13 protein-coding genes are annotated in these 15,304 nt (G+C 52.6%); 8 read left to right on the forward strand and 5 right to left on the reverse strand.

Features of this window, described 5'->3' with window-relative positions; translation table 11 throughout:
• Nucleotides 1–26: 26 nt before the first annotated feature.
• Nucleotides 27–950 carry a LysR substrate-binding domain-containing protein gene (locus AC07RN_RS05580; RefSeq protein ID WP_012017355.1) on the reverse strand — a complete coding sequence of 308 codons (924 nt, stop codon included), beginning with the start codon at nucleotides 948–950 and terminating at the stop codon, nucleotides 27–29.
• A gap of 279 nt (nucleotides 951–1,229) precedes the next feature.
• On the opposite strand from AC07RN_RS05580, the gene hglS reads away from it, so the two are divergent.
• Both hglS and AC07RN_RS05590 read left to right on the forward strand, forming a co-directional pair.
• The gene (gene hglS, locus AC07RN_RS05585) at nucleotides 1,230–2,573 is read left to right on the forward strand and encodes a 2-oxoadipate dioxygenase/decarboxylase HglS (protein WP_407437519.1); all 1,344 of its coding nucleotides are present in this window, start codon (nucleotides 1,230–1,232) and stop codon (nucleotides 2,571–2,573) included.
• A gap of 42 nt (nucleotides 2,574–2,615) precedes the next feature.
• A complete protein-coding gene (locus AC07RN_RS05590) occupies nucleotides 2,616–4,124 on the forward strand; it encodes a carboxylesterase/lipase family protein (protein ID WP_478335818.1) in 1,509 nt (502 codons plus the stop codon).
• On the opposite strand, the gene AC07RN_RS05595 is transcribed toward AC07RN_RS05590, so the two are convergent.
• Together AC07RN_RS05595 and ompC are read right to left on the reverse strand one after the other, a co-directional pair.
• The gene (locus AC07RN_RS05595) at nucleotides 4,096–4,953 is read right to left on the reverse strand and encodes a LysR family transcriptional regulator (protein WP_478335819.1); all 858 of its coding nucleotides are present in this window, start codon (nucleotides 4,951–4,953) and stop codon (nucleotides 4,096–4,098) included. The two genes, AC07RN_RS05590 and AC07RN_RS05595, sit on opposite strands and share 29 nt — an antisense overlap.
• Nucleotides 4,954–5,062: 109 nt before the next feature.
• Nucleotides 5,063–6,199, reverse strand: a complete 1,137-nt coding sequence (gene ompC / locus AC07RN_RS05600) for a porin OmpC (RefSeq protein WP_478335820.1) — start codon at nucleotides 6,197–6,199, stop codon at nucleotides 5,063–5,065.
• A 502-nt stretch (nucleotides 6,200–6,701) separates the two neighbouring features.
• On the opposite strand from ompC, the gene AC07RN_RS05605 reads away from it, so the two are divergent.
• From AC07RN_RS05605 to rimL, 4 genes are all read left to right on the forward strand, one after another.
• On the forward strand, nucleotides 6,702–7,871 hold the full coding sequence (locus AC07RN_RS05605; protein ID WP_478336270.1) for a methionine aminotransferase: 1,170 nt from the start codon (nucleotides 6,702–6,704) through the stop codon (nucleotides 7,869–7,871).
• An 11-nt stretch (nucleotides 7,872–7,882) separates the two neighbouring features.
• The gene (locus AC07RN_RS05610) at nucleotides 7,883–8,656 is read left to right on the forward strand and encodes an ABC transporter substrate-binding protein (protein WP_478335821.1); all 774 of its coding nucleotides are present in this window, start codon (nucleotides 7,883–7,885) and stop codon (nucleotides 8,654–8,656) included.
• 258 nt (nucleotides 8,657–8,914) lie between these two features.
• Entirely contained in the window at nucleotides 8,915–10,570 is a 1,656-nt protein-coding gene (locus AC07RN_RS05615) for a glucan biosynthesis protein D (protein ID WP_478335822.1), read from the forward strand.
• Nucleotides 10,571–10,616: 46 nt separating this feature from the next.
• The gene (rimL, locus tag AC07RN_RS05620) at nucleotides 10,617–11,177 is read left to right on the forward strand and encodes a 50S ribosomal protein L7/L12-serine acetyltransferase (RefSeq protein ID WP_478335823.1); all 561 of its coding nucleotides are present in this window, start codon (nucleotides 10,617–10,619) and stop codon (nucleotides 11,175–11,177) included.
• On the opposite strand, the gene ydcK is transcribed toward rimL, so the two are convergent.
• Nucleotides 11,160–12,140 (reverse strand): YdcK family protein, encoded by a 981-nt coding sequence (ydcK, locus tag AC07RN_RS05625; RefSeq protein ID WP_478335824.1) that lies wholly within the window; start codon nucleotides 12,138–12,140, stop codon nucleotides 11,160–11,162. The two genes, rimL and ydcK, sit on opposite strands and share 18 nt — an antisense overlap.
• A gap of 121 nt (nucleotides 12,141–12,261) precedes the next feature.
• Between ydcK and tehA the strand changes: the two genes are divergently transcribed.
• Nucleotides 12,262–13,266 (forward strand): dicarboxylate transporter/tellurite-resistance protein TehA, encoded by a 1,005-nt coding sequence (tehA, locus tag AC07RN_RS05630; protein ID WP_478335825.1) that lies wholly within the window; start codon nucleotides 12,262–12,264, stop codon nucleotides 13,264–13,266.
• Nucleotides 13,263–13,859 (forward strand): tellurite resistance methyltransferase TehB, encoded by a 597-nt coding sequence (gene tehB / locus AC07RN_RS05635; RefSeq protein ID WP_478335826.1) that lies wholly within the window; start codon nucleotides 13,263–13,265, stop codon nucleotides 13,857–13,859. The genes tehA and tehB overlap by 4 nt, the downstream gene beginning before the upstream one ends.
• Here tehB and pepT read toward each other — a convergent pair.
• On the reverse strand, nucleotides 13,856–15,085 hold the full coding sequence (gene pepT, locus AC07RN_RS05640; protein WP_478335827.1) for a peptidase T: 1,230 nt from the start codon (nucleotides 15,083–15,085) through the stop codon (nucleotides 13,856–13,858). The genes tehB and pepT overlap by 4 nt on opposite strands.
• Nucleotides 15,086–15,304 lie beyond the last annotated feature (219 nt).

A 15,304-nucleotide genomic window follows, 5' to 3' on the forward strand; every position in this document is an offset into this window, starting at 1 on the left:
GGGCCGGACAGGCATGAGGGAGTGAATCAGATAGGCATGGATTTGCGGATGGCGCTGAGAAGCGACTGCGCGCCCGAAGAAAGCGGGATATCGACGCGCGTCAGGATGCCGATAGGCTCACCCGCGCCTGGCGATGCCACCGGGAGCGCCGTCAAACAGCCCTGACGTAAATCCTCTTTCACCGCGCCTGAAGGGACAAACCAGACGTAGTCATAGTCCACCGTCAACTGGCGAGAAAGCGACGCCGAAAGCGTTTCTATACAGCCCGACGGTAATGTGCAGCCTTGCATCTGGAGCATGACTTCCGCGTTGTGGCGCGGAGCGGTGCCTTTTGGGGAAACGACTACCGGCCATTCCATGACGCGGCTTAACGTGACGGTGTCACGTAATAAAGGGTGCCCAGGCCGTACCACCAGCTTCAGTGATTCCAGGAACAAAAGTTCATAATTAAGACCGACCATAAGCTCCGGGTCAGACATGCGGCCAATCCCTAAATCCAGTTCACCGGATTTAAGCCCCGACAGCAGCATGGTGTTGTTCATGGTGGCTACTTGCAGCGTGGTGTTTTTTTGCTGCTTATGAAACTGGCCGATGGCGGCAGGCAAAATACCGAGCGCTGCCGTGGGCAACGCCCCCACGCGGACCACGTCGGTATCCTGACTGTCTTTGCGATTCAGTGCCTGACCCGCAGTGTTCAGGGCGTCGAGTACTTTGACGGCATGCGTTAAAAACTGCTCACCCACCAGCGTCAGCTGTGCGCCAAGACGGCCACGATTAAACAAACGTGTTCCGGTCAGTTGTTCCAGTTCATTCAGTGTTTTTGAGAGCGCTGGCTGGCTAAGATTAAGAGTTTCAGCCGCACGCCCCAGCGTTCCCTGTTGAGCGACGGCCACAAAAGTGTGCAAATGGCGCAAGCGTATGCGCTGACTAAACAAACCATTTTTTTCCATAGGCGATGTTATGAATAGAGCGAGGCAAGAGACAAGGGAAGAAGTTTAATTTTGATAACCTGATAGCAAAATATTATTAACATTTGATGTAATTGAGTTACAACAAGATTTTCTGACTGAGGGTAATAAGGAGTAGGGTTAGACGCAAAGGTGAAGGGAAACCGTCTACGCGCAGCGAATGACCAGCGGGCTATCAGGATCACAGATTGGAAATTCTTCCCCCCGAAGGCGGACGGCCTTCTCTACACTCCAGGTATTATTCACTGGGAGCATGACATCATGGCGAACACCATCACGGCTGATGATATTCGGGAACACTTTTCGCAGGCTATGTCAGCGATGTACCAGCAGGAAGTTCCGCAGTACGGCACATTGCTGGAACTGGTTGCAGATGTGAATCTGGCGGTACTGGAAAATAATCCGCACTTACATGAACAACTCGCGAATGCTGATGAACTGGCGCGGCTGAATGTCGAGCGTCACGGCGCGATCCGCGTTGGCAGCGCAAAGGAACTCTCCACGTTACGCCGGATGTTTGCCATTATGGGGATGCATCCCGTCAGCTATTACGATCTCTCACAGGCCGGCGTGCCGGTGCATTCAACGGCGTTTCGTCCCATTGATGACGATGCGTTGTCGCGAAATCCCTTCCGGGTATTCACCTCATTGCTCCGGCTGGAACTTATAGAAAACGTGGCGCTGCGTGAACGTGCTGCGGATATTCTGGCCCGGCGCACCATTTTTACCCCGCGCTGTCTGGAACTGATTGATCTGCATGAGTCAGAAGGCCGTTTTACGGAAGCTCAGGCGCGCGAGTTTGTTCAGGAAGCGCTGGAAACGTTCCGCTGGCACAGCCATGCGCTTGTCGACCAAGAAACGTATCTGGCGCTGCACAATGAGCATCGGCTTATCGCCGATGTGGTGTGTTTCCCCGGATGCCATATTAACCATCTGACGCCACGCACTTTAGATATTGATCGGGTGCAGGAGTTGATGCCGAAATACGGTATTGAGCCCAAAATCGTGATTGAAGGACCGCCGCGACGCGACGTGCCGGTCTTATTGCGGCAGACCAGTTTCAAAGCGCTGGAAGAGCCGGTGCTCTTTGCCGGAGAACATCGCGGAACGCATACCGCCCGTTTTGGCGAGATCGAACAGCGTGGGGTGGCGTTAACGCCAAAAGGCCGCGCGCTTTACGATCGTTTACTGGGCGAAGCGGGAACGGGCAGGGACAATCTGACGCATCAGCTCCATTTGCGCGAAGTGTTCCAGGCATTCCCGGACAGCGAAATGTTCCTGCGCCGACAGGAATTAGCCTATTTCCGCTACCGACTGACGCCTGCGGGCGAATCGCACCGCCAGGCATTCCGCCCAGGTGATGACCCGCAACCACTGATTGAGCGCGGGTGGGTCGTGGCGCAGCCGATTGTTTATGAAGATTTCCTCCCGGTCAGCGCGGCAGGGATTTTCCAGTCGAATCTTGGCAATGAAACCCAGGCGCGGAGTCATGGGAATTCCAGCCAGGCGGCATTCGAAATCGCCCTGGGCTGTGCAGTCAACGATGAATTTACGCTGTATCAGCAGGCGGAAGAGCGCAGTAAACGCCGTTGTGGTTTGCTCTGAAAACGTTACTCTGCTGGGCTGTGATGGAAAATAAAGGTTGGTATGGAACATTCATCTTTCCCGGTGGTTGATACGTGTCAGGGCCGTTTAGTCGGTTTTACCGATGAAGATGTTCATGTCTGGTGCGGTATTCCCTATGCTGCTCCGCCTGTCGGTGAGTTGCGCTGGCGCTCACCGCAGCCTCCTGTGGCCTGGCAGGGCGTTCGTCAGGCCAGCACATTTTCTGCGTCAAGCTGGCAAAACAGCGAGTACTGCCGGGAGCTAGGCGGCGGGGACCCCGGTCAATTCTCAGAAGATTGCCTGTACCTGAACGTCTGGTCTCCGGGCAAACGCGAAGCGCCGCTGCCGGTGATGGTCTGGCTGCACGGCGGCGGTTTTACGATTGGCGCAGGCGGATTGCCACCTTATAACGGCAAGGCGCTGGCGCGTCGGGATGTGGTGGTTGTGACGCTGAACTATCGGCTGGGACATCTGGGGTTCTTTGCCCATCCCGCGCTTTGCAACGACGAAGATCGCATTGTGCATAACTTTGCGCTGCTCGATCACATCGCCGCCCTTCAATGGGTGCGCGACAATATTGCTGCATTTGGTGGCGATCCGAGCAATATTACGCTGTTTGGGGAATCCGCCGGGGCCCGCAGCGTGCTGTCCTTGCTCACTTCGCCGCTGGCAAAAGGGCTGTTCCACAAAGCGATCGTGCAGAGCGGTTATACCTTGCCGGATACCCCGCGCGAGGATGCGCTGCAAAAAGGTGAAGCGGTGGCAGCGCATTTTGGCCTGCCTAACGCGACGGCGGAACAGCTGCGTGCCATACCTGCGCACGCGTTCTGGTCACTTGAGGCACCGCTGAATGTGGCACCGACACCGATTGTGGGCGACTGCGTGTTGCCCGAACCAATGCTGGATCTCTTTTTGGCTGCGCGCCAGCATCCCGTTCCGATGATGATTGGCTCAAACAGCGATGAAGCGAGCGTGATGGCTGTCTTCGGGATCGACCTTGCCGGACAAATCCAAAAGTTACGACGTGAGCGCCGGTTTGGCCTAGGGGTGATCAAATTGCTTTATCCTGGCGTAAAAGGGGATGAAGAGTTGGGCCGACAGGTGTGTCGCGATATGGCGTTTACCACGATGGGTTTTGCCGTGATGCAGGCGCAACAGCGAGTGGGCGAGCCTTGCTGGCGCTACTGGTTTGATTATGTCGCCGAGGCGGAACATGCAACCTACTTAAATGGCGCGTGGCACGGTAATGAAATTCCGTATGTGTTTGACACGTTAAATCAGATTGAGCCGTCGCGGCAGTATGTGAACGAGCGCGATCTGGCGTTTGCGGCCCAAGTGGCCGATTACTGGGTTAGCTTCGCGCATCACGCAAGCCGCACCTGTGATGCGCTTCATGGCCCGGTCCGCTGGCCAGCTTCCCGAAAAGGACGCGATGTGCTTTTGCGCCTCGGTGTGAATAAACATGCAGGTTTTAAGCTGGAATACCGCTTCATGCGCGCCCGGATGAGCCTGTTTAAACGCGTTATGAAGCATCATGTGAGTCTGGATTGAGTAAGCAGGCGCGAAAGGCTGCCAGCCCGGCGGTCTTGCCATGAGAATCGCGTAACAACAGCCGATAGCTTGCGCCGGTTTTAACGCTGGTGTTAAACGGGCGCGCCAGCCGTCCGGCGCGAATATCTTCTTCTACCAGCGTTTCATCAGCAATGGCCATGCCAAGGCCTTGCATCGCGGCGGTGATCGCCAAATCCATTGTGTCGAAGTGTTGGTTTTTGTGCATCACCAGCGAGACGTTTTCTTGTCTGGAGAGCCACAGTGACCAGTCGGTTTTGTCGCGGGTAGGATGGAGGAACGTCAGCGCATCCAAAGCCGAACCCATTCGCTGTGGGCTCATCACCGGCGTCAGGGCCTCCTCAAAAAGCAGATCGCCAGCGCTTAAATGCGTACCAAACACGATCGCGGCATCATAGGATTCCGTTTTAAAATTCACCGTATGGTCGGTCGTGGTGGTGAGGGCGATTTGCAGTTCAGGCTGCTCACGTTCGACCTGAATCAGGCGGGGGATCAGCCAGCGCATCGCACATGTCGGCACTTTCAAGCGCACGACGGTTTGTTGGGCGCGCGCTTGTTCCGCCACGGTGAGTAAGTGTTCAAAGGCCGCCTGTAAGTCAGGAAGCAGGGCGCTGCCCTGGGGGGAAAGTCGCAGCCCACGGGCATGCCGCTCAAACAGCGCAAAGCCGAACCAGGATTCCAGCGTCGCGATTTTACGGCTGACGGCACCCTGGGTCAGGCACAGCTCTTTTGCGGCGTGAGTGAGATTCAGGTGACGCGCGGTGATCAGAAATGCGTCTACAGAATTGTGCGGAAAGGTACGGCGCGACATAAACACTCCAGGCATGCGTTTTTATCATGTCGTCCATCACACAATAGCTTGCCGGGTGTGTCAATCAATGAAAAAGCCCGCCGGGTGGCAGGCTTTTATCGTGAGCTATTTAGAACTGATAAACCAGACCTAACGCCACAACGTCATCCGTTGCAATACCTGCGTCTTTATAGAATTGGTCGTCGCTATCCAGCAGGTTGATTTTATAATCAACATAAGTGGACATGTTTTTGTTGAAATAATAGGTTGCACCCACATCAACATATTTAACCAGATCCTGATCGGTATTTGCGCCGTTGTACGTCAAATCCTTGCCTTTGGATTGCAGGTAGGAAATCGCCGGACGAAGACCGAAATCGAATTGATATTGCGCGGTGACTTCGACGTTCTGCGTTTTATTTGCAACGCCGCCAGTGTGGTCCTCGTCAAAAGTACCGTAAGAAGTCATGTTACGGGTTTCGGAATACATTGTGGCCAAATAGATATTATTGGTGTCGTATTTCAGACCCGCAGTCCAGGCATCAGCTTTTTCGCCATCTGCCATATAGGCGCTGCTGTCATTTTGTTGCGCGTTGGTACGATCGGAGGACGCATAGGCTGCGCCTGCACTGATCCCCATCCCGAAATCATAGGTGGTGGAAATACCAAAACCGTCGCCATTCTCATGACGGACATCGCGGCCATTATTGGTGCCTTCGTTACCGTTGCCTGAGTCTTCGTTATTACCCTGATACTGCAGGGCAAAGCTCAGGCCATCCACCAGACCGTAGAAGTTGGTATTGCGATAGGTGGCAACGCCGTTTGCGCGGCTGGTCATGTAGATGTCGGACTGGGAATACGTATCGCCGCCGAACTCAGGCAGCATATCGGTCCAGCCTTCCACGTCATACAGCACGCCATAGTTACGGCCATAATCAAATGAGCCGTAGTCGCCAAACTTTAGACCGGCGAAGCCAAGACGAGTCCATGACTGGTTTTCAGAACCCTCGGTATTGTTGGCCTGAACGTTGTATTCCCACTGGCCGAAGCCCGTCAGTTGGTCGCTGATCTGCGTTTCACCTTTGAAACCCAGACGGACATAGGACTGGTCGCCATCTGCCGACGTGTTGTCAGAGAAATAGTGCAGCCCGTCGACTTTACCGTACAGATCGAGTTTGTTGCCGTCTTTATTATAAATCTCCGCGGCGTGAGCGGCGCCTGCAGCCATGAGAGCGGGAATGACAATTGCCAGAACTTTTCTTTTCATTTTTTCGATCCTTAAAATGGTTTTTATTATGACGTGAAGTGAACTTTCGCCAAAATCATGAATCGAATGAATCCTAATATTGTTTTAATTACTTCAGCAAATACTATAATTTTTTAAAATGTTAATATTTGCTGCGCGATTTACCGAATGAAATCTAAATTGGTTTCATGAATTGGTGGCGCAATAAATATTCACGATAAATATTAATTTATAGGTAATTGTTTGGCGCGGACAATTAAATAGTACACGTTATGGCGGACAATTTTTCATTTTGTGACGGAACGTCGGGTTTGCAAGAAGATTATGTGATCCCATTTTTATGATATCGCTCGTACGCCATAAACACTTTCATCCTGTCTAAATCCTATTAACGAGCCTTCCGGTAGACGCGCGAGACCCGAGCTATGCGTTTTGATCATGGCAACTATGACAACAATTCGGTTGTCGTCTTCATCACCTTCTTGTTGAATAGTTATGCAATATCCACGAGAAAGGATTGATGATGACGTTACGTACCCCTGTGCATACCCGTTCTAAACTGCCTGATGTGGGCACGACGATTTTTACTGTGATTGGCCAGCTATCAGCCCAACACAATGCCATCAATCTTTCTCAAGGCGCGCCCAACTTTTCCTGTGACCCTAACCTGATCGCTGGTGTAACGCGTGCGATGGAAGCAGGTCATAACCAATATGCGGCGATGACCGGTTTGCCTCCTCTTAAAGAGCGTATCGTGGACAAAATCGCGACGCTTTACGGCACGCGCTATGACGCCAGCACTGAAGTGTTGATCACCGCCAGCGCCAGTGAAGGGCTTTACTCCGCGATCAGTGGACTGGTACATCCGGGTGATGAAGTTATCTATTTTGAACCGTCTTTTGACAGCTACGCGCCTATCGTGCGGTTGCAGGGCGCTACACCGGTTGCCATCAAGCTGACGGTCCCGGAGTTTGCCGTAGACTGGGACGAAGTTCGTGCGGCAGTGACCAGCCGCACCCGCATGATCATTATTAATACGCCGCACAACCCCAGCGGGCAGGTCTTCTCTGCTGAGGATTTACAACAGCTGGCGGCGATCACCCAAAACACCGACATTATTATTTTGTCTGACGAAGTGTACGAACACGTCGTGTTTGACGAAAAGCCGCATCATGGAATGGCAACGCACCCGCAGCTGGCGGAGCGCAGTGTGATCATTTCATCATTCGGAAAAACCTATCATGTCACCGGCTGGCGCGTTGGGTATTGTGTTGCACCGGCGGAATTGATGGATGAGATTTGCAAAGTGCATCAATTTTTGATGTTTTCTGCCGATACTCCTATGCAATACGCCTTTGCTGAACACATGGCCGATCCGCAAACCTGGCTTTCGCTCTCCGCGTTTTATCAGCGCAAGCGCGATCTGTTGCAAAATTTACTGGCCGACTCGCCGTTTAAATTGCTGCCAAGCGCAGGTTCGTTCTTCCTGCTGGCTGATTACAGCCATTTCAGCGAAGAGAGCGACAGTGAAATGGTCAAACGCCTGATTACCGAATGTGGCGTGGCCACGATTCCGCTGTCGGCGTTTTACGCTGATGGCACAGATAACAAATTGATACGCCTCTCTTTTGCGAAAGATGAGGCGACATTACGGGCAGGTGCGCAGGCCCTGTGTCGGGTTAAACCACGCTAAGGAGTTTTGACATGAAATTTAACGCGTTAGTTGTCGGCATGGGATTGCTGTGTTCGTTTTCGACGTTGGCTGCAACGGAGCTACGCTACGGCCTGGAAGCAGAATATCCACCGTTTGAAAGCCGCAATGCTTCTGGCGAACTGGAAGGGTTCGACATCGATCTCGGCAAGGCGATTTGCAAAGCCGCTGAACTGAAATGCAGCTGGGTCGAAACCTCTTTTGATGCACTGATCCCAGGATTAATGGCTAAAAAATTCGACGCCATTAACTCCGCGATGAACATTACCGATCAGCGTCGGCAGAGCATCGACTTCACCCAACCGATTTACCGCATCCCGTCTCAGTTGGTGGGCAAAGCGGGCACCGGTGTAGAAGCCACGCCTGAAGGTTTAAAAGGCAAAAGCATCGGCGTATTGCAGGGTTCCATTCAGGAAACCTATGCAAAGGAGCATTGGGAAAAGCACGGTGTCACCGTGGTGTCGTATAAAGATCAGAATATGGCCTGGGGCGACCTGCTGAATGGCCGTATTGATGCTTCGCTTGTGATGTCAGCGGCCGGGCAGGCAGGTTTCCTGAGCAAACCGCAGGGTAAAGGGTTTGGATTTATCGGCAAACCGGTGTCTGACGACACGATCCTCGGCAGGGGGATCGGTTTTGGGCTGCGCAAAGGTGATGAAGCCACTAAAAAGCAGCTCGATGCGGCCATTGAAAAAGTCCGTGCTGACGGAACGATCGATAAGCTGGCGCAGAAATATTTCCCAGGTATCGATGTCAGCGTAAAATAATAAGATTGCGCCTAATTAGCCCCTGATGACGATGTCCATCAGGGGCTTTTTTATTTCGCCCACGCCCAAATTTATACTTAACTTTACGCTGATTTCGGTTCATTCCCCTCGACAGAATATATTTCTCGCTTTGTTCAGATAATCACCGCTCAACAATTGGATTTTTAACCGTTTTTGTTTAGGCTGTGCGTTCTTTCTTGCCGTCGTTTCGCCACGCGCGAAACTCATACTCACGACCATAAGGACGTTTTCTCAGGCATGAATCGCAGACGTTTTTTACAGGGCTCGCTGGCAATGGCCGCACTGAGCGGTACAACCGGACTCTCAACGCTCTTTTCCCGCGCGGCCTTTGCCGCAGATTCCGATATTGCCGACGGTCAGAGTCGTCGCTTTGACTTCTCCGTTCTGCAATCCATGGCGCACGATCTGGCGCAAACTCCGTGGGGTGGTGCGCCGCGTCCACTGCCAAATACGCTGGCGACCATGACGCCGCAGGCATATAACGCCATTCAATACGATGCGAAACAGTCGCTGTGGAACAATATTGAAGACCGTCAGCTGGACGTGCAATTCTTCCATATGGGAATGGGTTTTCGCCGCCGGGTAAGAATGTTCTCGCTGGATTCCGCCTCGTCCCAGGCGCGTGAAATTCATTTCCGTCCTGAATTGTTTAACTACAACGATGCGGGTGTGGATACGAAACAACTCGAAGGGCAAAGCGACTTAGGGTTTGCCGGGTTCCGCGCGTTCAAAGCGCCCGAACTGGCGCGTCGCGATATCGTCTCGTTCCTTGGCGCGAGCTATTTCCGTGCGGTAGATGACACGTATCAGTACGGTCTTTCCGCGCGCGGTCTGGCGATTGATACCTTTGCGGATACGCCGGAAGAGTTCCCTGATTTCACCTCGTTCTGGTTTGAAACCGTTAAGCCGGGCGATACCACCTTTACCGTCTACACGCTGCTCGACAGCCCAAGTATCACTGGCGCATATAAATTCGTGATTCATTGCGAGAAGAGCCAGGTGATCATGGAGGTGGATAACCACCTGTATGCCCGTAAAGATATCAAACAGCTCGGCATTTCTCCGATGACCAGTATGTTTGCCTGCGGCAATAACGAGCGTCGCATGTGCGATACCATTCACCCGCAAATCCACGACTCCGATCGTCTGGCAATGTGGCGCGGGAATGGGGAATGGATTTGCCGTCCGCTGAATAATCCGCAGAAATTACAGTTCAACGCTTACCAGGACAAAAACCCGAAAGGCTTTGGTCTCCTCCAGCTCGACCGCGATTTCTCCCACTATCAGGACATCATGGGCTGGTACAACAAGCGCCCGAGTCTGTGGGTTGAACCGCGCAACCAGTGGGGCAAAGGCAGCGTAGGCCTGATGGAGATCCCGACCACAGGTGAAACGCTGGATAACGTTGTGTGCTTCTGGCAGCCAGAAAAACCAGTGAAAGCGGGCGACGAGCTGGACTTCAAATATCGCCTGTACTGGAGCGCGCAGCCGCCGGTTCGTTCTCCGCTGGCAAATGTGTTCGCCACGCGTACGGGGATGGGCGGCTTCCCGGAAGGCTGGGCACCGGGCGAAAACTACCCGAAAACCTGGGCGCGTCGCTTCGCCATTGATTTTGTTGGCGGTGATTTAAAGGCCGCCGCGCCGAAAGGTATCGAACCGGTGATTACGCTCTCTAACGGTGAAGCGCGCCAGGTTGAAATCCTTTATGTTGAACCGTTCGATGGCTATCGCATTTTGTTTGACTGGTACCCAACAAACGATTCAACCGATCCGGTCGACATGCGTATGTTCCTGCGCTGTCAGGGCGATGCGATCAGCGAAACCTGGCTGTATCAGTATTTCCCGCCTGCGCCTGACAAACGTGTCTATGTTGATGACCGCGTAATGCGCTAACGTTTCTCTTTTCCTCTCCCGTTGGGAGAGGAATGAGGTGAGGGCAATGACCGACATTCCATCTGAAATCATCCTCGTGACAGACCGTATAGAACTGCGGGCGGTGGATGAACGCTACACGACCGAACTGCATAATCTGGTTATCAAAAATAAAACCTGGCTACAGACGGCATTTGACTGGGCGCAGCACGTAGGTAGTGAAGACGATACGCGCAGAAATGTGCAGAGCAATCAGATGCTGCACCAGCGCGGTTACGCGAAAATGTTTCTGATTATTCATGATGAAGCGTTGAAAGGCGTGCTCTCGTTCAATGCGATCGAGCCGACCAACAAGACGGGCTACATCGGCTATTGGCTGGATAAAGCCAGTCAGGGCCAGGGCATTCTTTCGCAGTCTTTACAGGCGTTTATGCGTTATTACGTAGAACGTGGCGAAATCCGGCGCTTCGTCATTAAATGCCGTGTCGCGAACGCGCAGAGTAACAGCGTTGCAATACGCAACGGGTTTGCGCTGGAAGGGTGCCTGAAGGAAGCCGAGTATTTGAACGGTGAGTTCGATGATGTGAACACTTACGCGAAAATTATTCGCTCACAGAGCGCCCAATAGCGGTGTGCGGGTGATTCGCTGGTTTCCATTAATCACTTTTTCGCCGCGGAGATGAATATTCTCCCCGCTTAACGCCTCAATCACGGCATCACCGCTGATATTAATTCGATGCTCGATCAGCACATCGCCACTGATGCGCGCGCGTCCCTGAATTACGACGCGGTCATCGATCATTATCGGGCCGCCGCGCAACCACGCGTGACCGCCGATTAAGACGTGATGCTTAATCACGCAGTTACCTTCCACGACGGCGTTTTCTGCCACCTGGGAGCTGTATCGAAGGGTAGGAATGGCATCCTCTTCTGTGCCCGCAATCAGCTTCGCGTTGCCATAGACTTTGGCGCAATCACAGACCCACACATTATTGAGATCGTTGCCTTCAATCAGCGCGTTATCGAACACTTCAGCACGATGTTCAATAAAGGCAAAATTCACCATCGCATCGCCGTAAATCTGGGCCTGATGCACTACCCGCGACTGGCTGACGGTGGCGTTATCGAAGATCTTCAGGATCTGTTCTCGATCCGGCGTGAGTCCAATCGCAGCCACGATCGTGCTGTTATGAAGAACGCGGGCGTTACCGTACAAATGGCATTCGCCGCGCACCTCGGAACATTGCACTGTCACGCTATCGCTAAGCCGTGCGCCGTGGCTGATGTTTGCGGCGTCTATCCAGCAGTTATCGCCGATTTGTGCGGAATGGCTTATCACACAGGCCTGAGTGATTCTGGCGTTGCCCTGAATTTTCGCCCCCGCGTAGACGACGCTGTTTTGATCGTAGATCCAGCAGGTCCCGTCATGAGAAAGGGCGCTTTCGTCATCTAGCCACCCGCCCTGGGTTCCGGCGGTCACATCGTGAAAATCGCGCGTGGCAATAATTTGCCGCAGCGTGACGGTCGATTTCGTCTCTCCGTCGTGCGAATGATAAAGTCGGGTTTCGTCGCTGAGTCGGTATTTTTTCATCGTGTTATCTCTGCTGGGCGTCTTACTAAACGTAGCAAACTTTACGACTTGCGAAGTACTGGCAACGGAATCACAAACCCCTTAAACTAGCATTTCAAATATAATTTATAGTTTAAAATTAATGCATAAAAGAAACAAATCCCAACAAATTCTTAACTTACCGTCCGGTTATTTTGGGATGGTTTTGGGAACGATTGGTATGGGCTTCGCGTGGCGCTATGCCAGCACTATCTGGTCTGTATCACGCTGGCCGGGTGAGATGTTGGTTACGCTGGCGGTGCTGATATGGTCTTTCCTGACCGTGGCGTTTATCATCCGCGCGGTGCGTTTTCCGCGCAGCGTGCTGGCGGAAATGCGTCATCCGGTGATGAGTAGTTTTGTCAGCCTGTTTCCGGCCACCACAATGCTGGTGGCGATTGGATTCGTCCCCTGGTGTCGCCCCGTCTCGCTGGTGTTATTCGGAACAGGCGTGGTGATTCAACTCGGCTATTCCGCCTGGCAAAGCGCCGGGCTGTGGCGCGGGAAACACCCTGAAGAGGCGACCACGCCAGGTTTGTATCTCCCGACCGTCGCCAACAATTTTATTAGCGCGATGGCTTGCGGCGCGCTGGGTTACCACGATGCCGGACTGGTCTTTTTAGGCGCAGGCGTTTTTTCCTGGCTGAGCCTTGAGCCGGTTATTTTGCAGCGATTGCGCAGTAACGGTGAATTACCGTCGCCGTTGCGCACGTCGCTGGGCATCCAGCTGGCGCCTGCGCTGGTGGCCTGTAGCGCGTGGCTGAGTGTGAACGGTGGCGAAGCCGACACTTTTGCCAAAATGCTCTTTGGTTACGGCCTGCTGCAGCTGCTGTTTATGCTGCGCCTGATGCCGTGGTATCTCTCGCAGCCGTTTAACGCTTCTTTCTGGAGCTTCTCGTTCGGTGTCTCCGCGCTGGCGACGACCGGGTTGCATCTGGGACACAGCAGTTCGTCAGGTTTTTTTGCTGCCCTTGCAGTGCCGCTGTTTATTTTTACTAACTGCATCATCGCGCTGTTGCTCGTGCGCACCTTTATTTTGCTGATGCAGGGAAAGCTATTGGTTCGTTCAGATAAAGCAACGCTTATGCAAACTGAGGAAAAAGAATGACGCTCGTCGATGACAATTACTTTACCGAAAAATATGGCATGACCCGAACTCACTCCGATGTGGTGTACAGCGCAGGGATCGTGAAACCGGGCAAAACGCTGGATCTGGGCTGCGGTAATGGCCGCAACAGTCTGTATCTGGCGGCGAACGGCTATGACGTGACCGCTTGGGACAAAAACCCGATGAGCATCGAGAATCTCGATCGCATCAAAGCGGAAGAGGGGATTACCAACCTGCAGGCGTCGATCAAGGATCTGAACAGCCTGAGTTTTGACGGTGAGTACGATTTTATTCTCTCGACCGTGGTGATGATGTTCCTGGAAGCGAAAACCATTCCCGGACTGATTGCCAACATGCAGCGTTGCACCAAGCCGGGCGGCTATAACCTGATTGTCGCGGCGATGGATACCGACGATTATCCGTGTAACGTTGGTTTCCCGTTTGCGTTCAAAAGTGGTGAATTGAGCCACTATTACGAAGGCTGGGAAACGCTGAAATATAACGAAGACGTCGGTGAATTACATCGCACCGACGCCAACGGTAATCGCATTAAATTGCGCTTCGCCACACTGCTGGCGCGTAAACCAGCTTAACGCGCAGCCAGCAGGCAAATCTGCAGGGCCGTTTTGTATGAGGCCTCGAACGACGACAGCGGTAAAAACTCAAACTTCGAGTGGAAGTTGTGCGCGCCGGTGAAGAAGTTCGGGGTCAGCAGGCCTTTTGCTGACAGCGCCGCGCCGTCGGTTCCACCGCGCATCGGCGTCGGTTTTGGCGTGATACCGAGTGATTCCATTGCCTCAAACATCAGATCGATCGCACGGCGATCTTCGCCAATCGCATTGCTGATGTTGCTGTAGGTATCTTCAATCTTATATTCCACTTTTGCGGTCGGATGCTGAGCAGCAATCTTGTCGACAACGTCGATAATCTGCTGTTTACGTGCCGCGAAGCTGTCGCTACCGAAATCACGGATATTGGCTTTCAATACGGCTTCATTTTGCCCGGCCTGGATGCCGTTAAACCAAATATAGCCTTCACGTCCTTCGGTGCATTCCGGCGTTTGCTGGCGATCGAAATGGCTCATGTAATCCATCGCCATCAGCAGCGGATTGACCAGCACGCCTTTTGCGGACATGGGATGTGCCGTCACGCCGGTAAAGCGGATCTGCGCCGCCGCCGCGTTGAAGTTCTCAAACACGATTTCACCCAACTCACAGCAGTCGATAGTCCAGGCAAAATCGACGTCAAAGCGTTTCAGATCAAGCGCCTTCGCCCCGCATAGACCAATCTCTTCGTCAGGCACAAACGCTACCACGATATCGCCGTGCTGATGCTCCGCCGTCAGGTTTTCCAGCACCGTCATCACCACTGTGACGGCTGCTTTATTATCGGCACCTAATACACTGGTCCCGTCGCTGAAAATAATCTCTTCATTGGGATAAGCCTTAATTTCAGGATGGTTATTAATACGTAACCAGATCGATTTTTCTTTATTCAGGCAAAGGTCTTCTCCTGCAAATGTTAATATTTGCGGATGAATATCCGGTGATAATCCAACGTCTACCGTATCAATATGGGTAATAAAACCGATGCGCGGCGCACCTGGGACATTGCCTTTTTTGACGGCAGTGACCGTCGCAAATTTATCGATCACAATGTCGCTTAAACCCAGTGATTTCAGCTCATTAGCCAGTTCTCGAGCCATCTCATGTTGGCCTGGCGTGGAGGGTAGCGTTTTTACTTTTGGATCACTTTGGCTGGTGATGGATAAATAACGGAAAAAGCGTTGGGTTAATTGACTAGAGAGTTGTGAAGCCACAGTGAATTCCTCTTTACACCCGTCATACTTCAATTTTCAGATGCGTTGGCTGCGTTCATTCACCCCAGTCACATAGTTATCTATGCTCCTGGGGATTCACGCACTTGCCGCCTTCCTGAAATTTGAATTATTTAGGCTGATTTTATTTTTCAGGTGTTTGCATTGTTACTTTAATGGTATTTATGAATTGGCAAAAGAATTAATTAGCCGTCGAATTAA

It is taken from the genome of Lelliottia sp. GFLA7 (assembly GCF_056490165.1).